This is a genomic window from Exiguobacterium sp. s130 (genome assembly GCF_018619055.1).
Classification (GTDB): domain Bacteria; phylum Bacillota; class Bacilli; order Exiguobacteriales; family Exiguobacteriaceae; genus Exiguobacterium_A.
The window spans coordinates 151022-175808 of sequence record NZ_JACSNI010000001.1; the positions used below are offsets into that span (position 1 = coordinate 151022).

Here is a 24787-nt window from a genome sequence, read left to right on the forward strand (position 1 = left end):
ATGACAATCCACTTTTCATTATACGCAAACTTATAAAAAAACATATGGAATTTCTTAAAAAAAAAATCAACCAATTCCCATTTATTTGTTATACTATTTTTTAGTTGATGAAAAATGCCAGTGAATTAAAAGAATAAAGGAGAATTATCAAGCCATGAATGAAACGATTAGTTTACAAGAGTTGTTTTTGGTTTTACGAAAATCGTTTTGGCGCATCCTTGCGCTAACGATCGTTGCTGCGCTCATCTCGTTTGCAGTCAGTACTTTTTTAATCAATCCCACGTATCAAGCAGATACGCAAATCCTCGTCACACCGAAAAAACAGGAAAATGAAGTCATCGATGCGTCCCAAGTCCAGTCGTCTGTCACATTAGTCAATACATATCGGGTCATCATTAAAAGTCCCGCTATCTTAGAAAAGGTTCAAAAAGAAGTCTCAAACGCTCCAACTAATTTAACGACATTGAATAATATGATTACGGTCGAAAGTGAACAAAACTCTCAAGTCATCAACGTTTCTGTTCAAAGCACAGATGCGGCGTTAGCGTCGAACATTGCGAACTCAATCGCGAACGTGTTTAGTGAGGACATCCCAGAATTAATGAACGTCGACAACGTCAAGGTTCTTTCGGTTTCAGGCATCCCTACGACACCGGTCAGCCCGAATATTCTTTTGAATACAGCGATTGCTGCTGTCGTCGGATTTTTACTTGGAGTAGGTCTTGCGTTCCTACGTGAAGTACTCGATCGTCGCATCCGGACCGAAGAGCAGGTGCAACAAATTCTTGATCTTCCGGTTCTAGGAAGTATCCCGGATATCGACAGTAAAATTTTCAAGTCTTCGACAAAAAAGGCAAGTAAGCGAGAGGTGGTCAAACAATATGGCTAAGAAAAACAACAAGATGAACAAAGATGCACGAAAGCTGATCACCGTTACACAGCCGAAGTCACCTGTAGCCGAACAATACCGGACAATCCGGACGAACATCGAGTTCATGGCCGTCGACCAGGAAATTCAAGCGATTCTTGTCACATCTGCGACGCAAAGTGAAGGGAAGTCAACGACTGCTTCGAACTTAGCGGTCGCTTATGCCCAGCAAGGTAAAAAAGTTCTGATCATCGATACCGATATGCGACGTCCGACCGTTCATTACACTTTCAAGGTGGCGAACGGATTAGGACTTTCCAGTCTATTGACGCGACAGGCAGAAAAAGACAAGGCAATCCTACCGACGAAAATCGAAAACCTGTCCATTTTGACAGCAGGACCGATTCCGCCAAACCCAGCTGAATTATTATCGTCACGAGCGATGGAACATCTCGTTTCACAGCTTCGGGAAGAGTTCGAAGTCATCATCTTCGATGCACCACCATTATTACAGGTTGCCGATAGCCGGATCACATCGAAGCTGACGGATGGCGTCGTCCTGGTCGTCGGATGTACGACGTCGGATCGCCAACGTGTCCTGAAAGCAAAAGAACAACTGGAACTGGCCGAAGCGAAAATTCTTGGCGTCGTGTTGAACCGTCGCGAACTGACGGATGACTCGGCATATCAATACTATTATTCCTATGAGTGAGGGAACTGATCATGATTGACGTACACTGTCATATACTACCTCTTGTCGACGATGGTCCTGCCAGCATCGAACACGCACTTCAACTCGCAGAACAAGCAGTCGAAGAGGGCATCACGCGTATCATTGCGACACCACATCTCTATCATCCTCAATTTGAGACAGAAGAGGTCGATGTCAAATTAACAGTCAACGAGTTCAATGTGTTACTAAATCAGCGGAATATCCCATTGTCGCTTTACCCGGGGCATGAGATACGTTTAATCGGTGAATTGATGGAAGAACTCGAAGCAGGAAAAGCACTGTCACTTTCGGAGTCACGCTATCTGCTGATTGAGTTTCCGTCGACAGGAATTCCATCATATGCCCGGCAAGTATTCGCAGAATTAATTTCAGATGGTTTTGTGCCGATCGTTGCGCACCCGGAGAAAAACAAAGCAATCATTCAAAACCCATCTTTATTATTTGAACTTGTTTCTAACGGCGCAATCAGCCAAGTGACATGTGCGAGCTTAGTCGGAAAGTATGGGAAAGACGTCCAACGTTTTGCTGTTGCGCTGCTCGAAAACGGACTCGCTCATCTTGTTGCTTCAGATGCCCATCATATTGAGAAGCGCCCGTTTTACTGGAAACAATGTCAAACATATCTCGAGAAGATGCTGGATGAGTGGCTATTTGAGGAAATCTATGAAAACAATGAAGCGGTATTCCTGAATCAGATGGTTACCATCAATCCACCCAGTCCAATCGAAAAAAATTGGAAGGGACAGTGGAAGTGAAACTAAGAGTGATGAAGAACAGAGAAGAGAGTGAAATAACACTCTCTTTTTCTATGTTAACGTTTACATTATGAATAAATGGAAAAGTTTATGGAAATTTTCAATAGGTATATGGTATCTTAAATTACATAAAGATTGGAATACTAATAATAAATTGGTATCGAATTATTCGATAGATGGGAGTTTTTTTCATGATTAAAGTAAAAAAGGCAGTTATTCCAGCGGCAGGACTAGGAACGCGATTTTTACCTGCAACGAAAGCAATGCCAAAAGAGATGTTACCAATCGTTGATAAACCGACGATTCAATATATTATCGAAGAAGCAATTGAATCCGGTATTGAAGATATCTTGATTATTACAGGTAAAGGAAAACGAGCAATTGAAGATCATTTTGATTCTGTTCCTGAGCTTGAGGCGAATCTAATTTCTAAGAATAAATCAGAATTATTATATCTGGTCGAAGCAACGACGAACATCAATATCCATTTCATTCGACAATCCAAGCCAAAAGGTCTCGGAGACGCAATCCTTCAAGCGAAAGCATTCATCGGTAACGAACCGTTCGTTGTCATGCTTGGTGATGATATCGTCCAAGCCGATATTCCATGTACACGTCAATTAATTGAACAATATGAAATCACGAATAGTTCAATCATCGGAGTACAGCCTGTCGCGGATGAGGATACGCAACGTTACGGTATTGTCGATCCGAGCACGAGTATCACAAATAAACTACATAAGGTGAAGTCGTTTGTTGAAAAACCTGCACCAGGTACAGCGCCATCTAATCTAGCAATTCTCGGACGTTACTTGTTGACTCCTGAAATCTTTAAGTACTTAGAAACGCAGGAAGAAGGTTCGGGTGGGGAGATTCAATTGACGGATGCGATCACGCGTTTGAATGAAATGCAACGAGTATTTGCTTATGAATTCGATGGAAAACGCTATGATGTAGGAGAAAAATTAGGATTTATACGTACTACTCTAGAATTTGCTTTAGCCAGAAAAGATTTAGGAGAAGATGTTAAGTTGATTATGGAAGAATTATTACAAAAACAAATTGTAGAAGCCAAGTAATAGGAGGGTTCGTAATTGAATCAAGTTGATGAGACTAGCGTAACTTTGATTACTGATATAGAAAATGAGCAACATATCAGAAATGACTTATCCCATAATAAAGATAACTTACGATATTTAATATCTAAAAGAATATTTGATATTATGTTTTCTATTTTTGCAATAGTGTTATTAGGAATCGCTATCGTTATAATATATTTATTACTAAAATCAAGTGATCCAAAAGGAAAAGTGTTTTTTTCTCAAAAAAGGTTCGGTCTTAACAGCAAAAGATTTAAAATGTTTAAGTTTCGTTCTATGATTTCTGATGCTGAACTTAAATTAAAAAGCAACACAGAATTATATGAAAAATATCTTATGAATAACTATAAACTGGATCCACAAGAAGACCCTAGAATGACAAAAATGGGCAGGTTCTTACGTAAATATAGTATTGATGAAATTCCACAGTTTTTTAATGTACTTAAGGGAGAAATGTCAATTGTAGGACCAAGACCAATTGTCGATGAAGAATTATTTAAAGAATATGGGAAAGATAGTTCATTATTTTTGTCTGTAAAACCTGGTATCACTGGTTATTGGCAGGCTAACGGAAGAAGCAACGTTGGTTATCCAGAAAGAAAAGCAATGGAATTGTTTTATATTAGAAATAAATCTATGAAAATGGATATCTTAATTATTTTCAAAACAATAAAGAGTATTTTGTTAAAAGAAGGAGCATATTAAAAATGTGTAAAGAAGCACAACCAAAAAAATATGACTATCTAGTAGTAGGTGCAGGAATATTTGGATCAATTTTTGCATATGAAGCTAAAAAAAGAGGAAAAAAAAGCCTCGTAATTGATAAGCGAAATCATGTTGCAGGAAACATGTATACAGAAAATATTGAAGGAATAAATGTACATAGATATGGCGCTCATATTTTTCACACAAATTCTAAAGATGTATGGGATTATATCAATCAATTTGCTGAATTTAACAGATACACAAATGCGCCGGTAGCGATTTATAAAAATGAACTGTATAATTTACCATTCAATATGAACACATTCAATAAGATGTGGGGCGTAACAACCCCAGCGCAAGCAAAAGAAAAAATCGAACAAGAAAGAAAAAAATCAAACATTGAAAAACCAAATAATTTAGAAGAACAAGCTATTTCTTTGGTAGGGAAAGACATCTATGAGAAATTGATCAAAGGATATACTGAGAAACAGTGGGGTAGAGACGCAAAAGACTTACCATCATTTATTATTAATCGATTACCTGTGAGATTTACCTACGATAACAACTACTTCAATGATAAATACCAAGGTATTCCTATTGGCGGTTATACACAAATTATAGAGAAAATGTTACTAGATGTTGAAGTAGAATTAAATGTCGACTATTTTGATCATCGTGAACATTACGATAATATCGCAGAAAAAATTGTATTCACTGGAATGATTGATGAGTATTACGAATACAAATATGGTGTTTTAGATTATCGTAGTTTGAAATTTGAACATGAAGAATTAAATGTTTCGAACTATCAAGGAAATGCTGTCGTTAACTATACAGAACGAGAAATTCCATATACAAGAATTATTGAACATAAACACTTTGAGTACGGTGAACAAGAACATACTGTAATCACAAAAGAATATCCAGCATCATGGGCTAAAGGTGACGAGCCATATTATCCTATCAATAATAATAAAAACAATGAGCTATATCGAAAATATAAAGAGCTTGCTGATCAAGAAGAGACCGTTATTTTTGGTGGTAGACTAGCAGAATATAAATATTATGACATGCATCAAGTGATTGCAGCAGCACTTACTAAAGTAAACAAGGAGTTTAAGAACTAAAATTATGAAAACAGAAATTTATGTAGCAACTCATAAAGAATATAAAATGCCGAATAGTAGCATATATATTCCGATTCATGTAGGGAAAAAAAATAGTCAAAAAGATTTTGGATATATTGGTGATGATATTGGTGAAAATATTTCCGAGAAAAACAGTACATATTGCGAGCTTACTGCATTGTACTGGCTTTGGAAAAATAGTAATGCAGATGTGGTAGGCTTAGTGCATTATAGAAGACTTTTCACAGACAAAAAAGATAATATTTTGAATGAATTAGAAATTAAAACTATTTTGAATAAATTCGATATGATTGTTGCGAAAAAAAGAAACTATTATATAGAAACAGTGGAAAGTCATTATTCAAATGCACATTTTAAAAATGATTTAATTTTACTGAGAGGAACTTTAGAAGAAAAAGATCAAGTTTACTTTGATAAACTTATGAAAGAAAGAAAGTTACATCTATACAATATGTTTATTTGTAAAAAAGATTTATTAAATGAATATTGCGAATGGCTATTTCCTATTTTAGAAAAACTAGAGGTAAGAATAGATACAACAGCTTATGACTCGTATCAAAAAAGAGTAATCGGTTTTTTAGCAGAAAGATTATTAAATATATGGCTTATGAAAAAATCTGAATCAATTGATATTATTGAAAATAAAGTAACTAATCTTGAAAAAGAAAATAAAATCAAAAAAGGGTTTAACTTAGTTTTAAGAAAGTACAAAACTACTAAAGTCAAATAAAAGGAATTTTTAAATGTTGAAAAAAGTAAAAATAATTGACCTAGTATTAATCTTTTTTACAATTGTAATGTTTGCATATGTGACATTAAAAACAAGTTATTTATTCCATACATTGTTTTTATTTGTGTACGTGTTTTACTTGCTTTGGTTGTTTAGTAACTATAAAAAATTTTTTTTGATATTTATTTTTATGATTTTGTATATGACATCAAATATATTTGGTGTATATGTAATTGAAATTAATAAAAATATGTATTTAAGTGAACTTGCTAAGTTCTCTTCAAACAATAATTCAATATTCTTACTTATTATTTATCATGTTATATTTTCTGAAGTTTTAAGATTTTTATATTTAAAATACGAATTTAAACACACCAAGATAGATTTAAAAAATAAAATTAATTCGATGAAACTTATAAGAATAGTTTCAATATTTGTTTTTATAGTTGTAATGATTTTATACATTAACGTAGTTCAAAGACCATATTTTTTATTAGGGTTAGATAGATTTTTTTATGAAGAATATTATTTGAATAGTTATATAGTAAAAATAAATAACCTCATTTTTTATTTTCTTCCTGTAATAACTTGTTTAATTCTTTATAAAAGAAATAAATATGATTTATGGATTGGATATAGTACTATTGGAATTTTTTCTCTGTACTTAATTTGGATTGGTCATAAATTTTCTATGTTATTGATTATAGGGTATTTTGTACTTCTAGGATTAAATTTTTTAATTAATGATAAAGCCATAAATAAATACTTAGGACGATTTTTTTTAGTCATAACAAGTTTGCTAATACTAGTAATGGTTCAAAGCAACGTAGTATACGATAGAAATAAAGAAGAAAATTTAGATTATTTAAATGCTCGTTTAGCGCAACAAGGACAACTTTGGTGGGCTCTTTATGGAAAAGAGAATCAACAAAAAACACTAACTAAAGATTTGAGTGACGAGACAAGAACGTTTTACAGAATAGAAGATAATGAAAATGATTTAATAAATTCTGGGATGTACAAAATAATGAGAGAAGTAACGCCCGAAAATATTTTTTTGCAAAAAGTTTTCATTAAAAAAAGTAGGTACGCTTATTCAACTCCAGCATCTCTATACTTTTACTTTGGGGCTATTGGAGCTTTAATATTTTCAGCTCTATCAGCATTAGTTTATTTCGTCATAGTAAAAACTTTAATGAATGCTGTTTTAAATCGTCAATTATTTACAATGATAGTAAGCGGAAGAATGTTATTTATAAGTCATTTTGTTTTAATGCAATCTGATTTCAACAAATTATTTTCAATAGAAGTACTTTTTATAATATTTTTCTTTTCTATAAAGTATTTAATAAATCTAAGAAAAAAAATGATCTGGGGTATTGTGAATGTCTAAGGCTTCAAAGAGAAAAGTATATATGTGTTCGACACCTTATCATTTATTATACGCTCTTGTAAAAGAAATTAATGAGGAAGATGAAGTATGTATTTATTTGTCATCATATGACCATAAAATTATGGATTACTATGAGAATGTTTTGACTAATTCATCGTTTAAAAAAATCACTTTTTTTACAAGACGAAGAAAAAAAATAGAGGATTATCTATTTTTAGGATTCATAAAAGATAGGTTTGAATACAAAAAGTTATTCCGTAAGAATTCAATAGATGAATTAGTTATATTTCCTTGGAATATAAATACTTTATACATTCATGTTAACTATTTTTTTAAAAAGAATAGCAATATAAGTTTTATTGAGGATGGAATTACAGCTCATCAAATACAACCTAAAAATTTCTATTTTTCTATTTTGAAAAAGTATATTTATCGAATCTCTGATTATAAAAATTATAAAAAAGTTAATAAATTAGTTGTTAATGATATTACTAAATATGATGAAAAAACATTTGGACTTTGTAAAATATATGAGGAGTCTTTCGAAGATATTTTTAATTCAATTTCGAATGAAGACAAAAGAATGATTTTAAGCTTTTTTAGTAAAGAAATTACTTATGAAAAAGATATAAAAAAAGAATTTATTAAGAAAAGTATAATTATACTAACACAGCCACTTTCTGAAGATGGATACGAGAAAGAAGATAGTAAAAAAGAAATGTATGATCAAATCGCTAATGAATATATTGAAATGGATTATTTAGTATATTTCAAAAAACATCCTAGAGATTTAAGTGAATATGATATTGAAAAGGATGAAAGAGTAATTACACTAAATAAATTTCTTCCATCTGAACTATTAGCTGTAAGCGGTATAGAATTTGACATTGCATTAGGTATATGCACAAGCGCAATCGATAACATAAATGCAAATAGAAAAATAAATTTAAAACCGAATTATTTTTATGGTCGGTAAAGAGGAGTATTTTTATGAAGAATACAATAAATTTAAATAACTTGACAATTGGAATCAAACATGCTCCAGTAGTAATCGCTGAAATTGGTATCAATCACGAAGGCGACTTAAATGTAGCTAAACAAATGGTAGATGCAGCATACAAAGCAGGTGCTGAAATCGTAAAACACCAAACTCATGTTGTAGAAGATGAGATGAGTGCAGCTGCTAAAAACGTGATTCCAGGCAACACAGATGTATCCATTTATGAAGTAATGGAACGTTGCGCATTAAATGAAGAAGATGAAACAGAACTTAAACGCTATGTAGAAGAAAAAGGAATGATTTTTATCAGTACACCGTTCTCTCGTGCGGCAGCTGATCGTTTAGAACGTATGAATGTACAAGCTTATAAAATTGGCTCAGGTGAGTGTAATAACTATCCGTTAATTGAACATGTGGCTTCATTCGGTAAACCGATGATTGTCTCAACAGGAATGAATGATATTGAAAGTATCGAAAAAACAGTAGCCATTTTAGAAAAATACAACGTCGAATATGCATTATTACACTGTACGAATGTATATCCTACACCACCGCATTTAGTTCGATTAGGTGGAATGCAGGAACTTCAAGAGAAATTCCCGAATGCAGTCATCGGTCTTTCAGATCACACTGTCAATAACAATGCGTGTTTAGCAGCAGTAGCACTGGGTGCTTCGATTTTAGAACGACACTTTACAGATTCGATGGATCGTCCTGGTCCTGATATCGTTTGTTCAATGGATCCAAAAAGCTTGACCGAATTAATTGAAGGAAGCCGTGAAATCTTCCAAATGCGTGGTGGGAAAAAAGAAGCAGCAGCTGAAGAGCAAGTAACAATCGACTTTGCTTTTTCCACGGTTGTGGCTATCTCTGATATTGAAGAAGGAGAGGCTTTCACAAAAGATAATATTTGGGTAAAACGTCCTGGAACAGGTGAAATTAAAGCGGAACACTATAATGATATCCTTGGAAAAATAGCAACTCGTAAAATTTCGAAAGAGGATCATATTAACTGGAATGATTTAAAATAATGAATTCCAAAAAGCTTTTAGCGTCTGGAGCTATATATACGGTTAGCAATATTTTTGTCAAAGGTATTAATTTTTTGACAATACCTATTTTTGCAGCGATTATGACTCAAGAAGCATTTGGAGGATTTTCTCTTTATGCTTCTTGGGTTGCAATTTTTTCAATAGTTATAGGACTTCAGACAAATAGTGTATTAAATATAGGAAAGCGCGATTATCCGAATGAGTATAAGCATTATTTAAATACAGCCCTATCCATTTCCACTATTTTTTTCATTATAGTTTTTTGGTTGATTTTTATTTTTAAAAATTATTTAGCAAATATATTGAATTTTTCTCCTAATATAATCTTAGTGTTATTTATTCAAAGTTATTTGTCATATATCTTTGTTTTTATCAATTCTTATTTTGTATTTGAAGAGAAACCAAAATCTTATTCTATAGTCGCATTTGTATACACACTTTTTAATGTGTTGCTTTCGTTAATTTTAGTATTGAATTTCGAAAATGATCAAATTATTGCTAGAATTTATGGAATGTTTATCCCTTCTGCTATACTGACAGTGATGTTTTACTTCACTATATATAGTAAAACAAGAGTTTTGTTAGAAAGAAAATTTGCAGCAGAAATTTTTATTTTGTCATTTCCAATTATTTTGCATGGATTGGGCAATCAAATTTTGATGCAATTAGATCGAATTATGATTTCAGATTTTTTAGGTCTAAAGGCGAATGCACTTTACAGTTTTGGTTACAACGTAGCATTAATATTGAATGTAGTCTGGTCTAGTTTAAATAGCGCTTGGGTACCATGGTATTTCGAACAAGATCGTTTAGGAAATTTTGAAAAAATAAAAGAATTTGCTAAGAACTATACCTATATATTTACGTTCATTACTATAGTGTTTTTATTTGTCTCACCTGAAATAGTTCAATTAATGGGGAATGAAGTATACGAGAAAAGTAAAAACTTTGTACCTTGGATAATAGCTTCTTATTTTTTGGTATTTCTCTACAGCTTTCCAGTTAACGTCGAATTTTTAAAGAAAAATACTAAATTAATTCCTATTGGAACTTTATTAGCAGGAGTGAGTAATTATTTTTTAAATTTATTCATGATTCCTGTTTACGGTATTATGGGAGCAGCACTTGCCACCTTGTTCTCATACATTCTTTTATTTGTATTTCACTATGTATTAGTAAAGATTATTTACAAATATAATGATATACATATTGGGATTTTAGGAGGAAGCTTTATATTTATCATTTTCAATACGATTTTGTGCGTTTATTTAATCGAAAATATTTTAATGAGATATATTCTACTTTTACTATATTTTCTAGTAGCAGCAATTTGGTATAAAAAAATTAAAACTAAGGGGATATTTAATTGAAAAAGATAGTCTTTTTAACAGGTACACGAGCAGATTATGGAAAACTAAAATCCCTTATGAAAAAAATAAAACAGCATAACGGCTATGAGCTTAGTATTTTCGTGACAGGAATGCACATGCTCTCAAAATATGGATCAACTCATATAGAAATCGAAAAAGATGGCTTTTCAGAAGGTATCTATAAATTCATTAATCAACATGAGGGTGTTGGGATGGATACTGTTTTAAGCAATACAATCATGGGTTTCGGTAATTATATAAAGGAAGTAAAACCGGATTTAATCATCATTCACGGGGATCGCGTAGAAGCATTAGCTGGTGCAACGGTTGGTGCATTGAATAATGTAAAAGTACTGCATATTGAAGGTGGGGAAGTGTCAGGAACGATTGATGAGTCTATTCGTCATGCAGTCACTAAATTTTCTCATCTTCACCTTGTGTCTAATGAACAGGCTAAAAATCGAGTAATTCAATTAGGAGAACCAGAGGAATCTATTCATATTTTTGGTTCTCCGGATTTAGATGTTATGTTCTCAAATAGTCTACCTGAATTGAAAGACGTAAAAAATCATTATGACATACCTTTTGAAGAATATGCTGTCGTGATGTACCATTCCGTCACAACTGAAGTTGATTTGCTGAGTAATAAGGTCAAAGAGTTTGTAGACGCACTAGTCGAATCTAATAAGAACTATATTGTTATCTATCCAAACAATGATGAAGGTAGTTCGATTATTTTAAATGAGTATGCTCGATTAAATTGTAATGATCAGTTTAAGATATTCCCTTCTATACGTTTTGAGTCATTTTTGACATTGTTAAAAAATGCAGAGTTCATTATCGGAAATTCTAGTGCAGGAATTCGTGAAGCGAGCGCATATGGAGTTCCATCTATTGACGTAGGAACTCGTCAAAGTGGTAGATACGAAAATATCAATACTATAATTTCTACGCATGAAGAAAAAGATATGTTACTCAATTCAATTAATAAAACATCGATAATTGAAAGATTGCCGATTTCACATTATGGAAGTGGAAATAGTGCAGATATATTTATTGAAATTTTAGAGAACGGCCATATTTGGGAATCAGAACAACAGAAAAAATTTGTCACGATAGACCTATAAAAGGAGGGATTTAAATGTATCAAGGAAAACGGATTTTAGCTGTTATTCCTGCTAGAGGTGGCAGTAAAGGAATTCCTAAAAAAAATCTAAAAATTGTTCAAGGGAAAAAACTTATTGAATATACATTAGACGCTGCTATCGCTTCAAAGTATGTTGATCATATTTTTGTATCTACTGATGATAGAGAAATCGCTGAAGTTGCCGCCTCTAATGGAATCAATGTTCCTGAGCTAAGACCTGCGCACCTAGCAACCGATAAATCTAAAACGATTGATACAATAATTCATACACTTGAATATCTTTATACCAATAAAAATGAGCAATTTGATTACGTTATCCTTCTGCAACCTACACAGCCATTAAGAACAAATCGGCATATTGATGAATCTATTGAATTGATTATAGATAAAAATTGGGATTCTTTAATAGGAGTATCTCCAGTGAAAGACCACCCTTCACTTATTAGAAGTATTTCTAATGAAATCGTCGAACCTTTAATCCAGCAAACGAGCACTATAAGAAGGCAGGATTTTAAAGCATATTTTAAAGTGAACGGTGCTATTTATATTAATAAGATTGATGATGATTTCAATTCTAATACGAGTCTTAATGATAATAAATATGCCTACATAATGAGTGATTATGAGGATATCGATATTGATGAGGTAAAAGACTTAGAACTATTTGATTTCACATTAACAAATAGTAAAAAAAATTAAAAAAGGGAGGTTTTTTTTTGATTTTAGTTGTGGGTGGAGCAGGTTACATCGGAAGTCATGTTGTGAAAAAACTTTTGGATAACGGAAAAAATGTAGTTGTTTTAGATAATTTAACAACTGGACATCGGAAATCAATTGATGCTAGAGCAGATTTTTTAGAAGGTGATATTGGTTCTAAAAAGAGTTTAGATGAATTATTCTTAAAATACGACATTGAATCTGTCATGCACTTTGCTGCAAGTAGTCTAGTAGGAGAATCGGTAAAAAATCCTGCTAAATATTATGAGAACAATGTTTCCAATACTCTAACTCTATTGACTAAAATGATGGAGTATAATGTAAAGAATTTTATTTTTTCATCGACAGCCGCTACTTATGGATTAACAGAAGATGAACTGATTACAGAGGAAACAACATTAAATCCAATCAATCCTTATGGGCGTTCAAAATTAATGATAGAACAAATCGTTCAAGATTTTCATGTGGCCTATCAATTAAATTATGTGATATTGAGATATTTCAATGCTGCAGGTGCTGATCCTTCTGGAATAATTGGTGAAAATCATGATCCAGAAACCCACTTAATTCCACTGGTGCTGAAAAATCTATTAGGTGAAAGAGAGAGTATTACAATATTTGGAGAAGATTATGATACTTTCGACGGTACTTGTATCAGAGATTATATTCACGTTAATGATTTAGCTGAAGCACATATCTTATCTTTAGAAGCACTTTTAGCAAACCGTTTTAAATCAAAAGTGTATAATTTAGGAAATGGAAACGGATATTCAGTCAAAGAAATTGTAGATATGTGTGAAAGAGTTTCTTCTAGGAAAGCTAATGTATTGATAGGGGATAGAAGAAGCGGTGATCCTTCTAAATTAGTTGCCGATGCTACCATAATCAAAAAAGAACTGAACTGGAAACCTGTGTTTAATTTAGAAAAGATAATTGAACATGCTTGGAATTATCATTCTCAAAATCAAGAAATGATAAAACAGTAAGGTAAATATTAAGCAGTTGCTTAGGGCAGAATAGGAGTGCAAACTTGTGCGACGTAAACGTACATAGTTTTGCACTCCTTTTGTGAAAGAATATCAGCACTCTTAAATTCATCCTAGAATTTAAGTTGTAAACAAGAACATTGAAGAGAAGAAATACTAATAAAACTCGAAATCGATTATATACACTTTTGAAGCAATCATAAATCGTATTTCATTGATAAGATTGCGAAAGAGTTATCTGAACTAGCGTACTACTAAAAAATATGATGATGAATCTTTAGAAAGTAGTACTTCATAATGGAGCATGATGTATGTCATCTGTCGGGATGAAATAATGGAGAACTTTTTAAAGGAATATTCGTTAATGGAAAAAAATCTACGAGTCAACAAAAAGTAAACGAGATATTATGTACATATGGATTTGAAAGGTCCGTTGTCGACATCGAATTCTACTTAATATCGACAAAGAGAAAAAATACTTTTAAAAAAATTACAAAAAGGTAGTTTGATATTTTATTCTATTTCAATAGCGTAAGCACTGCTTCACTCTGTTTCATGGATTGGCTTAGCATCGCTTGTGCGCTTTGAAGAAGAACCTGATTTTGTGATAATGACATGGCTTCCTTTGGAATGTCGGCATCCCCGATTCGCGATTCAGACATCGTTAAGTTAAGGTGATAATTCTCAGAATAACGTAACGCATGTTCTAGCCTGTTCGTGTAAGCACCATATATCGTACGACGGCGAGACATCAACTCCCTTGCCTGATCAATCTGCTCTAATGTCTTCATTGCAGAGGCGTGGTCTTCTACTTGGATTTCGTTCAGACCAATTGCATCGGAGCGACAATCATATAAATCAACACGTAGTAACTGACCCGCATTTGGTCCGATTAGTAAATCGATCGGTTCGAGTGCTTTTTCAATCAGTTCTGCATCTTTAACGATAGCATCTGTCAGACCAGGTGAAATGTTTTCAGCGACGTCTGCAGCTGTTTGTGGTTTGTAGATTTGATTGACGAATGAGTAGGCATCATCTGCTTGAAACTGATTTTCTGCAGAGGGATCTCCGCCATAAAAATCAACTCCGAATAAGTACGATTGAATATTATTTGAAGCGAGTGTTTGGGTAACGGTATCTCGTGTCGCACGACTCGAAGCTTCATCGTATGTATCTGTCAGAATGACGAAGATTTTTTTACTGTTCGAGCGGTATCCCAAATCTTTTGCTTTCTCACCAGTTGGTGCGAAATCGACTAATTGATCATACACATTGATTGATCCCCCACGACTTTGATGATGCGTCTCGATGTATGAAGTGACTTGTTTTGAATCGTGATTAAGAGAAGAGTAGGTTCCTGGTTTGCTCATATTGACACTAACAGTTCCGATGTTGACGTTTCCGTACTGTGATAAATTTTCTGCGAACGAAGAAATACCAGCATTGACGAGTGAAATTTCTTCTGCCATCGTTCCAGAGTCATCGATGAAGAACACGATATCAATCGCTGTTGATTGACTCTCTCCAGGAGTGAATTCTGTAGGAGGACTCAGAACTTTTTTTGTGTTGAACTCGGTATTATTTGCGATGTCGTCGATCGATGACTTGATGGCATCGAGTTCTTTTTGAATCATTCGTCGATCATCTGCAGTCAAGGTACCCGTTGCTGCTTGTAACGTCAATTCACGCATACGAGCTAAATTGGGATCAATGATTAATCCCATACCTGATTCAGCGGTATCTAGTAAGGAAAGTCCGTCTTTAATATTTCGCTTGACGGTTTCAAGACCACGGATTTGAGCTTTCATCATTTCAGAGATTGCTTTTCCTGCAGCATTGTCTGGTGCTCGATTTAATTTAAGACCAGACGAGAGACGTTCCATAGAACTTCGAATCCTAGCATCCGATTGCGTCATATTATTATAAATATTAAGTGAGTTAGTTACGTTCAAAGTAAGGGTACAAACGTGTACCTCCACATCCTTTCGTTTAAATGGTTCATTCTACATATAAATAATAACATTATTGGTTAATAATGTTTTCAATAATATGGAATGATTGTTCAATGAATGATAAAAAATTGATGATGGCTACAAAGAAACAGAGACTTACACGGATTTTGTGCCTAGAAAAACGATGATATTACATGACAGAGGCATTAAATATCTAGTAGGTACACTAAATTGATTATCCTAGAATCATTGATTTCTTCGTTCACATTGAACGAAGATTTTTTTATGGGAGTCTATCAAAATAATCAAATAAAAAAATGAGATTCATTTGTTTTGAAATAAAAGGCAATCACATTTTTCTATGATACATTGATTTTTGGAATTATTTATTTGTAAATGGAGGAATTTAGTTGAAATCTCATCGTTCAGGTTGGGTTCTGGCAGTAGGTATTGCTTTGTTGACAAGTGATTGCTCAAACTGACGCTGATCAATCAGGGGACTTTACGCTCGTGATTGATAAACAAAAAGCGGGAACTACTTTGAATCTTTCTGCTACTGATGAAGCAGGAAATACAAGTGAAGTCATGAAAATTAAAGTTCTTGACTGTACAGCTCCTGTGATTACTAAAGTCAATGAAGTGTCGGATCAGTCAACGACTGTTTCTGGAACAACAGAAGCCGGTGCTACACTAATCGTTAAAAAGAACAGCAGTGAACTAGTTCGAGGAAAAGCTGATGATAAAGGAACCTTTAGCCTGAACATCTCAAAGCAAGCTGCTAAAGAAAAACTCACCATTACGGCAGTCGACGCCGCGAACAATAGTAGTGAAGAAAATTCATAACAGTGAGTGATAAAACAGCACCAACGGCACCACAAGTCAACGAAGTGTCGGATCGTGCGACGACGATCAGCGGAAAAGCTGAAGCGAAATCGACAGTCATCGTAACGATTGGAAATGCAGAAAAATGGCGAACGACTACTCGGGTAGATGGAACATTCAGTATTACGAATGAGCGAATGAACGCAGGAACAGAACTTGAAGTAGTGGCTGTCGATGAAGCGAAAAATAGTAGTCCAGTCACAAAAGTCACCGTGAAGGACCGGACTGCACCAACTCAGCCGAAAGTGAATGAAGTCTCAGACCGTTCGATGACGGTCACCGGAACGACCGAGAAAAATGCTAAAGTCATCCTTCAAAAAAATAAGGAAGAACTATCACGGACGACAGCGGATGGGACAGGTCAGTGCACATTGACGGTATCGAAGCAAGCGGTCAGAACAGAATTAGTAATCATTGCGCAAGATGATGCTGGAAATGCAAGTACACCACTTAGTGTCTTCGTAGTCGATAAAACTGCCCCTGCACAACCGACTGTTGAAACGGTAACGGATCTCCTCGATACCGTTAAAGGAAAAGCGGAAGTGGATAGTACAGTTACCATCAAGGCAGGATCAACGGTCTTGGGAGAAATGACCGTGAAAGAGGACGGTCTTTATGCGATCATCATCGGAAAGCAAAAAGCAGGAACCGTATTAACTGTCACGAGTACGGATAAAGCAGGCAACGTGAGTCAAGCGGTCGAGATGAAAGTACTCGACCGGACGGCTCCAGCCATCCCAGTCGTCACGGAAGTAACAGATCAATCGACTTCTATCAAAGGGACGGCAGAAGTAGATTCTACAAATACAGTCAAAGTCGGTACGGCAGAACTGACAAAAGGCGTAGTAGGGAAAGACGGAACATTTAACCTTGCTATCGCGAAACAGAAGCCTGGAACAGTTCTTGCGCTCATCAGTACGGATGGTGCGGGGAACGCTAGTAAATCAATTGAAGTGAAAGTACTCGATCGAACGGCACCTGTCGCTCCTACACTATCTGAAGTAACAGATCAAACGGTCATGATTTCAGGGAATGCAGAGGTCGATGCTGTGATTTCTATCAAAGTAGGAAATACTGAAATTGGGAAAACGACCGTAGATAAATCTGGCATGTTCCAAGTGACGATTCCGAAACAAACGGCAGGTACGACATTGACGGTGACAGCGACAGACGCTGCAGGAAATATAAGTCCAATCGTCACGTCGCTTGTAGCTGATAAAACGGCACCTTCTCTTCAAGTGAGTCAAATCACCAATCAATCGGTTCGTATCACCGGTACTACAGAAGCCAAAGCCAAGGTGCAGATGGTCTATGCTACGAAAGTCATAGAAAGAACTGCTGATACGAATGGCGAATTTAGTTTTACGATAACGGCACCGAAAACAAATGAAGAGTTCAGCTTTACGGCATCGGATAGCCCAGGAAATAAAAGTGATGTCCTGAAAATGAAAGTGACTGATGCGACGCTACCTGTTCTTAAAGGAGCGATGGATGTCACGATTGAGGCAGGAACGACTTTTGATACAAAACGCAATGTCGTAGCAACGGATGAGACGGACGGGGACCTATCGAAGTCCATTTTGATTGCCGGAACAATCGACAGCAAGAAACCGGGTCTTTACAGTCTGACGTACAGCGTAAAAGACCGAGCTGGAAATGAAGCGAAGATGATTCGCCGCGTTACGGTCAAAGATACGATCAAACCTGTCCTTTCGGGTGTGACGAATCAATCGATCAATCTAAACAGTACGTTTGATCCGAAAAAAGGGATTACGGCAAAAGATAACATCGACGGAGACGTGACGAAGAGCATTCAAGTGTCAGGCAGTGTCAATTTGAAGAAGGTCGGGACGTACACGTTGACGTACAACGTCGCAGACCGTTCGGGCAATACAACGACGCTGGTTCGTAAAATCACCGTCAAAGATAATGTCAAACCAATTATTACAGGAGCGAAGTCCAAAACGATCAAGTACAAGTCATCGTTCAATTCCAAAGCGGGAGTTTCGGCGAAAGATAACGTGGATGGAACATTAACGAAATCCATCAAAGTAACAGGAAGTGTCAATACAAAACGAAAAGGAGTATATCCACTTTCTTATTCCGTAAAAGATAAGGCAGGAAATAGCACTAGCGTGAAAATCAAGATCACAGTGAAATAAACGAAGGACGGTTTAGATATAACATCTAAATCGTCTTTTTTTGTTTAAAATAAAGTAAATTTTTCTATTTAATGGTATTTTATAAAAGGTTGGAAAAATGAGGAGGGTGCGATATGAGATGGCATCAATGGGTAACTGGCATCGTATTAGCGACAAGTGGTTTAATCTGGTCGGATACGATTCAGGCAGAAGAGAATAAGCAGGATACGAATCGTGTCATCGTGCAAGTGAAGGGTCAAAATCTTAAAGAAACATCAAAAGAAGTCCTTTTGAAAAAAACGCATAAATCATCACTATACCGTGTGAATGTACCGAAAGGACAATCCATTGAAAGCTATATAAAAGAACTGAAATCGCAAGAAGAAGTCATGTCGGTGGAGCCGGATCATCGTATCTCAAGGTTTTATACACCGAATGATCCGGATTTGGATCTTCAAGAGCATCATGAGAATATCCAGACCAAAAAGGCATGGGATAAAACGAAAGGTAGCGGGAATATCGTCGTAGCCATCATCGATGATGGAATAGATCCTTATCACGAGGACTTGGAAGAAAATATTGTCGATCCGTATGACATCGTAGACGACACAGACGAATGGATGCCAGTAGGAGAACATGGGACGCATGTTGCTGGCATCATTGCGGCGGAAATCAATAATACGGTAGGTGGGGCTGGTGTCGCACCTAAAACGAAAATCATGCCGATTAACGTATTTCAGGATGAAGATGCTTATGCATCGGATACCATTGAAGCCATTTATCGCGCTGTCGATCACGGGGCAGATATAATCAACCTGAGTTTAGGAAACTATTACTATAGTGCAATCTATCAAGAAGCAATTGATTACGCACATGAGGCGGGTGTCGTCGTTGTTGCGGCAGCTGGAAACGAATCCACCGACGAACCGGCATATCCGGCATCGTATGATCATGTTGTGTCTGTCGCTTCGACGACACCTTGGGACGATACATCGTATTTTTCAAATTATGGACCGACGATTGATGTGTCTGCTCCTGGCAGTTATATCTATTCTACCTTGCCAGAAGATGATTATGGTGAGATGAGCGGAACATCGATGGCATCTCCTGTCGTTGCGGGTGTCGCTGCATTGATCAAAGCCAATGAACCGAATCTAACAGGTGATCAAATCGTCACACGATTATTTGAAACGGCAGATGATTTAGGCACGAAAGGAAAAGATGAGGATTATGGTTATGGGCGAGTGAATGCACTATCAGCAGTCAGTTACTCTCGGTACAGTTCGCTCCTCGTCGATCCGTTTTCTGATCAAGCGACGCAAGTTACTGGTCAACTACCATATGACGTAACGGGTGGAACGATTTCTGTTTACAACGCTTCAAATCGAGTCATTGGACAAATTAAACAAAGTCAAAAGGGTAAATTCGCGATTCCGGTTCCGAAGCAAGTCGGTGGATCTACTTTGTCTATCTCAGTAGAAGACGATCAGAAGTACAGAAGTCCTGTCACGACGATTAAAGTTTTAGATAAAACAGCTCCAGCTGTACCAAAAGTCAATGCTTTTTCAGATGCAATGACGACATTGACAGGAACAGCAGAAAACAAAAGTACGGTCATAGTCATGAATGGAACGAAAAAAATCGGACAAGCTACGACAAGTTCAGGAAAATTCACTGTTAAGCTGTCGAAGCAAAAAGCAGGAACGATGCTGACGATCTACGTACTAGACGCAGCAAAAAATAAGAGTAAGTCGGTCTCCGTTAAAGTTTCGGATAAAACAGCACCACCGATGCCGACGTCGAGTGCCGTAACAACGAAGAGTACGAGTCTGACTGGAAAGACAGAACCGAAAGCGACGGTCTATCTGTATAAAGGAAAAACCAAACTGGCTACGAAAGTAGCAGATGCAAAAGGAGCATATACATTTACGTTCAAGGCACAGTCTAGTGGAACCAAGCTATCGTTGTACGCTATCGATGCAGCAAAAAATAAGAGTAAAACCAAGATGATTACAGTGAGTGTTTACAAAAAGAGTAATGCGACCTACTTGAAAGATCATTATGCTGCTTCTAAAAAAGGTACGATATATAAAGCGGAAGCAAAATTGTATGACAAAATGAAAATTACAGGTAAAAAAGCGATTTACGGTGTAGATAGCACTGGTTGTTGTGTATTTGGTAAGGTCAAAGGACAATTTATATACGGTACGATTGGTTATGATGACAATTACCCGAATCATGTGGGTGACATCATGACGATGCCTTCATTCGATGGACGAAAAATCAAATGGACTGAAGTCACAAGTGCTTTAGGAAAGCCAGCAGTACATCGAAAAACAGGAAAAAATGAATGGGATAAAATGCTTTATACAGTGAGCGATAAGACTGTAATGAACTATAGAAGAGCAGGTACAGTTGAGTATAAGCCGACTAAAAAGACAACTTTTTGGGCAGATTATGATTATGACGGATACGTGCGAGCGTTCGGGCTGAGATACTTTTAAAAATAGACAGGGTAGGTGCGAAGTCGCATCTACCCTGTCTATTTTTTATGAAGTTTTACTGGGCAGGTATTTAAAAGACAACTATTGCATAGATTACTCAGATTGTTTCCTTGTGTCTCTTGTGTCTTTAGAAATTATTAAATAATCTAGCAAACCCTCTTCTTTTAACGGTCGACTAAAAATAATAGCCTTGGAAATAATCATAGCCTTCTCGAGTGAACCGGTCTGCTTGTTCGACTGCCACACCCTCGATCAAGACTTCCATCTCCAGGTTATGCCCGAGTTGAATTATCGATTGCACGATAGCTTGTTGATTCTTGCCGGTAAATAACGGAACTGATGAACGAACAATCAATCTTCAACAACTGAATTGGTAATGAACTAAGCTGTTTAAAAACGAATACCCGGTACCAAAGTCGTCGAGGAAAAAACGAATACTAAGTGCTTGCAATCGTGCTGATTTTTCATAGGTCGCTGTCTCATACGATATAGCGGCGGACTCATTGATTTCAAATTCTAGGTGTGCAGGATCCATTCCTGTCTCCGCGCGAATCGTTTCGACGCGACGTAAGAACTTTTGACTCAATAAAGATGTAAACTGCACATCCTTCTTTTATCATATACATTTTTTTAAGTAACATCTTCCTGTTGAGGGTAAATCAAAACGAACTGATCATAAATGAAGACCAATGAGGATTTTATGGTCGAGTAGCTTCGTATACTGGAGCGTATGAAAGAATTCATTGCCGAAGTCACACGGTAAGAGTTGGATATGAATCATGTGGTAGCTGTAAGACAAGTTCGGGTGTGCCTTTAGTATGTTCAGAATCGTCTGTTCTTGGGATGCCGGGCTGATGTCGTAGATGTGGAAAGAGATGATGTTATGACAGATGCGAAACGGGGCGATCGTGAGGATGAACGGTTTATGGTGGGCGAAACGATGTTCTGTTGAAACAGTCGAACCGGTGATGACGAGCTCGTTGGGAGTGATCCGTAATTTCGGGTGCCAAAAGTCTTTAAATTCAATCGCGATGACGTCACGTAAATCTTCTTCCAAGACATGAGTGGTGACGAGAATATCCGAGGGGTTACCGAGATAATCGTTATCCGTGTTCATAAGTAGGCTCCTTTGGGTGGAATCAATGATGGGTGAATCGGGGTAAGTACATATACGTGGTCTCTTCTATCCGAAACGGAAAGGGATTCAATGATATTGTAACTTTTTTCCTTATTTTTTTGTTCGCTCATTAAGTGTTTAGGGAAAGCGATTCTTGATATTTCATCGAAAATCAATCGTGTACTCCATCGGGCTGTCAGGTCAGTCCACTATAAAAGGAGGAACTAGCTATGACCCACTATGACTATCTCGATCAGTATTTATTGAGCGACTGCTCGCGGTCAGCTCATACGATCAAGGCGTACCGAAGTGATCTCCGGCAGATGCGCCTGCATCACGTCGACTGGTCAGTCGCGTCCTTACAACGTTACTTTCAGTGGATGAAAGCTCATTATAAGCCGTCGACGATTTTGCGACGTTATCATGTCTTACATCGACTCGGAAATGTCCTCGTCGAACGGCGACGCCTTAAAAAGAATCCGATGGGCGAGATCCGTCCGATCGTCCATCAACGTCTCCAAGATGAGACCTATCATGATAGTGAAGAGTTGATCCCTGTGATTCGACAGATCCAAGATCCAACCTATCGCCTCTTTTTCGAGGTGCTCAGCCAAACGGGCCTCCGCTTCATGGAGGCCCGTTTGTTGACGGTACAGGATTTTGATTTAGTAAAAGGTGAATTGTATGTTCGTTACGGCAAAGGCGGGCGGACACGAACCGTTCCGATCGGGGAAGCACTCCGCGATAAGATCAGTCTATTTTTAGCGGAGCGCACGACCGGCTACTTATTTCAGTCCGTTACTGGGCGGATGGTTAACGAACATGCAGCCAGAAAGTCACTTCGCGAGGTAGGATTCACGTATCTAGGGCGTCACGTTCGTCCGCATATGCTCCGGATCGCCTATGCGACCTATCTCTATCAACAAGCCGGTTTGAAGCTGCTTGATATAAAACGTCTGCTTGGTCACGCCAGTATCTCGACGACAGAAGGATATATCCGCAGTCAGACGAATCATGTCCGGGATGTTCTTAATCGTCTGTCCGCTTGAGTCGATTGACCGATGTATGGGCAATATCCTGCAACGGTAGGACGTAGTGTTGCGTCGTCCGGACATCGCTGTGACCGAGCAGGCGCATGATTGTCAGAATGTCCGTCTGATGCACGTGATAAAGTGTCGTCGCAAACGTCACCCGGATGTCGTGTGGGCGAATGATTCGTCCGAGACATACTTGACTTGCTTCTCTTAAGACACTGCGAAACTTTGCCGGATTGACGGGGCGTCCGCTGTCTTCGCAAAACAGTGGGATGGCGTCAGGACGGATCGTTTCGATGTAACGCGTCAGTACATCGCGCAATGCATGATGCAGCGGAACCTGACGTGATTGATCGCCTTTACCACTCCGGACGAGTAACTGATCGCGCGCAAAGTCAACATCTGCGAGGTGCAAGTCACGGGCTTCTGAAAACCGCAGTCCCGTGTGCAAGAGAAGAAAACTAAAGGCATAGACAGTCTCGTCGCAAATCGTCTCAAGGACACGATGGACGTCGTCGTACGTGAAGGCAAGTCGTCGGTAGGGTGCGGGAACCGGTTTTTTGACACGAGCCAACGGATTCGCCCCGAGCGAACCTTCAACGACCAGTTGATCGAACAGGATTGAGAGAGCATGCAGTCGACGGGCGGCAGTCGCTGGGGCGTAAGTGTCGCGTAGGAACTTACCATAGCGTTGCAGCGACGGAACATCGATTCGTTCGACATGACGACAGAGATGCCGTACGTCCGAGCGATAGGCTTTTTTCGTCAAGGGACGATAGTCCGCCTGTTCGATGATCGCGAGTAAGCGTTCTTGGTAATAGATCATCATCTGAGAAGGAACTGGACTTTCTGCCGGAGTTCCGACTTCAATGAACGGAGTCGCGCTGGTGAGTAACCGAGCGTCTCTTCCGTGCCGTGCATCAAGGCTTCGAGAAACGTGTACTCCTTATTCGACAGATCTCGTTTGAGTTCACTGAGGAGATAATGAAAGGACACGTTTGGTGCCCGAGGGAGTTCCGGCATCGTCTCGACTGCGACTTCAGTCGCAAGCGTCCGGTTACGGGTCGCTAAGTAGTCGAGCATCGCGCCCTTTGCCCGAATCCGGGCGAAGGTGACGGTCATGACCTTTCCTTCTTCAATTGATTTCCAAAGTCGGAGTAGGGCAGCTTGCCGGCATTCATCATGTTCGTTCGGATGGATCGAGAGACGGGACAGGAGAGAGTTGACGAGGGGAATCCAGTTGCGTAGTAAGTCGTTCATGGGTATCCGTTTCTTCAGATATGCATATCTATTATGTATTCCGCGGTAGTTTTAGTATAAGTAAAGTTATCCTGAAAGCGATCGCGCTAGAATGCGGGTTTATCTGAAGAGAACTGGTAGATTGACGAGGAATTGCATCACCTACGCTACTTAAAAGTTGAAGAAACCGTTGGCATGATTGAAGAAATGGAGC

At 37.4% G+C, this 24787-nt stretch carries 22 protein-coding genes and 1 pseudogene; 18 read left to right on the forward strand and 5 right to left on the reverse strand.

Translation table 11 applies throughout. The features are described from left to right. Positions 1-154 precede the first annotated feature (154 nt). The 14 genes from HZS85_RS00785 (at position 155) to galE (ending at position 13704) form a co-directional block, all read left to right on the forward strand. Positions 155-889 (forward strand): YveK family protein, encoded by a 735-nt coding sequence (locus tag HZS85_RS00785; RefSeq protein ID WP_214852169.1) that lies wholly within the window; start codon positions 155-157, stop codon positions 887-889. Further along, positions 882-1580 (forward strand): CpsD/CapB family tyrosine-protein kinase, encoded by a 699-nt coding sequence (locus HZS85_RS00790; RefSeq protein ID WP_214852170.1) that lies wholly within the window; start codon positions 882-884, stop codon positions 1578-1580. The genes HZS85_RS00785 and HZS85_RS00790 overlap by 8 nt, the downstream gene beginning before the upstream one ends. An 11-nt stretch (positions 1581-1591) precedes the next feature. Beyond that, positions 1592-2356 carry a tyrosine-protein phosphatase gene (locus HZS85_RS00795; RefSeq protein ID WP_214852172.1) on the forward strand — a complete coding sequence of 255 codons (765 nt, stop codon included), beginning with the start codon at positions 1592-1594 and terminating at the stop codon, positions 2354-2356. Positions 2357-2550: 194 nt separating this feature from the next. Next, positions 2551-3435, forward strand: coding sequence for a UTP--glucose-1-phosphate uridylyltransferase GalU (gene galU, locus HZS85_RS00800; protein WP_214853179.1), 885 nt, complete (start codon positions 2551-2553; stop codon positions 3433-3435). A gap of 57 nt (positions 3436-3492) precedes the next feature. After that, positions 3493-4161 (forward strand): sugar transferase, encoded by a 669-nt coding sequence (locus tag HZS85_RS00805; RefSeq protein WP_483297905.1) that lies wholly within the window; start codon positions 3493-3495, stop codon positions 4159-4161. Between the two features lie 2 nt (positions 4162-4163). Then, positions 4164-5288 (forward strand): UDP-galactopyranose mutase, encoded by a 1125-nt coding sequence (glf, locus tag HZS85_RS00810; protein ID WP_214852174.1) that lies wholly within the window; start codon positions 4164-4166, stop codon positions 5286-5288. A 4-nt stretch (positions 5289-5292) separates the two neighbouring features. Next, positions 5293-6039: a DUF4422 domain-containing protein gene (locus HZS85_RS00815; RefSeq protein ID WP_214852176.1), complete on the forward strand. Its 747-nt coding sequence runs from the start codon at positions 5293-5295 to the stop codon at positions 6037-6039. Positions 6040-6052: 13 nt separating this feature from the next. After that, the gene (locus HZS85_RS00820) at positions 6053-7432 is read left to right on the forward strand and encodes a DUF6418 domain-containing protein (protein WP_214852177.1); all 1380 of its coding nucleotides are present in this window, start codon (positions 6053-6055) and stop codon (positions 7430-7432) included. Further along, a complete protein-coding gene (locus tag HZS85_RS00825; protein WP_214852178.1) occupies positions 7425-8408 on the forward strand; it encodes an alpha-2,8-polysialyltransferase family protein in 984 nt (327 codons plus the stop codon). The genes HZS85_RS00820 and HZS85_RS00825 overlap by 8 nt, the downstream gene beginning before the upstream one ends. Before the next feature lie 14 nt (positions 8409-8422). Beyond that, positions 8423-9463 (forward strand): N-acetylneuraminate synthase, encoded by a 1041-nt coding sequence (gene neuB / locus HZS85_RS00830; protein WP_214852179.1) that lies wholly within the window; start codon positions 8423-8425, stop codon positions 9461-9463. Next, positions 9463-10854, forward strand: a complete 1392-nt coding sequence (locus HZS85_RS00835) for a lipopolysaccharide biosynthesis protein (protein ID WP_214852183.1) — start codon at positions 9463-9465, stop codon at positions 10852-10854. Before neuB ends, HZS85_RS00835 begins: the two co-directional genes overlap by 1 nt. Beyond that, positions 10851-11981: a UDP-N-acetylglucosamine 2-epimerase gene (neuC, locus tag HZS85_RS00840; RefSeq protein WP_214852184.1), complete on the forward strand. Its 1131-nt coding sequence runs from the start codon at positions 10851-10853 to the stop codon at positions 11979-11981. Before HZS85_RS00835 ends, neuC begins: the two co-directional genes overlap by 4 nt. Before the next feature lie 14 nt (positions 11982-11995). Beyond that, positions 11996-12700 (forward strand): acylneuraminate cytidylyltransferase family protein, encoded by a 705-nt coding sequence (locus HZS85_RS00845; RefSeq protein ID WP_214852185.1) that lies wholly within the window; start codon positions 11996-11998, stop codon positions 12698-12700. A gap of 17 nt (positions 12701-12717) precedes the next feature. Continuing rightward, positions 12718-13704, forward strand: a complete 987-nt coding sequence (gene galE / locus HZS85_RS00850; RefSeq protein ID WP_214852187.1) for a UDP-glucose 4-epimerase GalE — start codon at positions 12718-12720, stop codon at positions 13702-13704. A 518-nt stretch (positions 13705-14222) separates the two neighbouring features. On the opposite strand, the gene HZS85_RS00855 is transcribed toward galE, so the two are convergent. Next, complete coding sequence (locus HZS85_RS00855) at positions 14223-15587, reverse strand: flagellin (RefSeq protein ID WP_251137779.1); 1365 nt, start codon at positions 15585-15587, stop codon at positions 14223-14225. Positions 15588-16121: 534 nt separating this feature from the next. Here HZS85_RS00855 and HZS85_RS00860 point away from each other — a divergent pair. The 3 genes from HZS85_RS00860 (at position 16122) to HZS85_RS00870 (ending at position 21183) form a co-directional block, all read left to right on the forward strand. Continuing rightward, on the forward strand, positions 16122-16499 hold the full coding sequence (locus HZS85_RS00860; RefSeq protein WP_214852191.1) for an Ig-like domain-containing protein: 378 nt from the start codon (positions 16122-16124) through the stop codon (positions 16497-16499). A 2-nt stretch (positions 16500-16501) separates the two neighbouring features. Continuing rightward, positions 16502-18700: an Ig-like domain-containing protein gene (locus tag HZS85_RS00865; protein WP_214852192.1), complete on the forward strand. Its 2199-nt coding sequence runs from the start codon at positions 16502-16504 to the stop codon at positions 18698-18700. 113 nt (positions 18701-18813) lie between these two features. Further along, entirely contained in the window at positions 18814-21183 is a 2370-nt protein-coding gene (locus HZS85_RS00870; RefSeq protein WP_214852194.1) for a S8 family peptidase, read from the forward strand. Positions 21184-21358: 175 nt separating this feature from the next. Here HZS85_RS00870 and HZS85_RS16665 read toward each other — a convergent pair. Both HZS85_RS16665 and HZS85_RS00885 read right to left on the reverse strand, forming a co-directional pair. Next, a pseudogene (locus HZS85_RS16665) lies at positions 21359-21787 on the reverse strand (EAL domain-containing protein). 69 nt (positions 21788-21856) lie between these two features. Beyond that, entirely contained in the window at positions 21857-22300 is a 444-nt protein-coding gene (locus tag HZS85_RS00885) for a hypothetical protein (RefSeq protein ID WP_214852197.1), read from the reverse strand. A 230-nt stretch (positions 22301-22530) separates the two neighbouring features. Between HZS85_RS00885 and HZS85_RS00890 the strand changes: the two genes are divergently transcribed. After that, the gene (locus tag HZS85_RS00890) at positions 22531-23349 is read left to right on the forward strand and encodes a tyrosine-type recombinase/integrase (RefSeq protein WP_214852198.1); all 819 of its coding nucleotides are present in this window, start codon (positions 22531-22533) and stop codon (positions 23347-23349) included. Here HZS85_RS00890 and HZS85_RS00895 read toward each other — a convergent pair. Together HZS85_RS00895 and HZS85_RS00900 are read right to left on the reverse strand one after the other, a co-directional pair. After that, entirely contained in the window at positions 23330-24163 is an 834-nt protein-coding gene (locus HZS85_RS00895; protein WP_214852199.1) for a tyrosine-type recombinase/integrase, read from the reverse strand. The genes HZS85_RS00890 and HZS85_RS00895 overlap by 20 nt on opposite strands. Then, complete coding sequence (locus tag HZS85_RS00900) at positions 24160-24594, reverse strand: sigma factor (protein WP_214852200.1); 435 nt, start codon at positions 24592-24594, stop codon at positions 24160-24162. Before HZS85_RS00900 ends, HZS85_RS00895 begins: the two co-directional genes overlap by 4 nt. Positions 24595-24787: the final 193 nt, after the last annotated feature.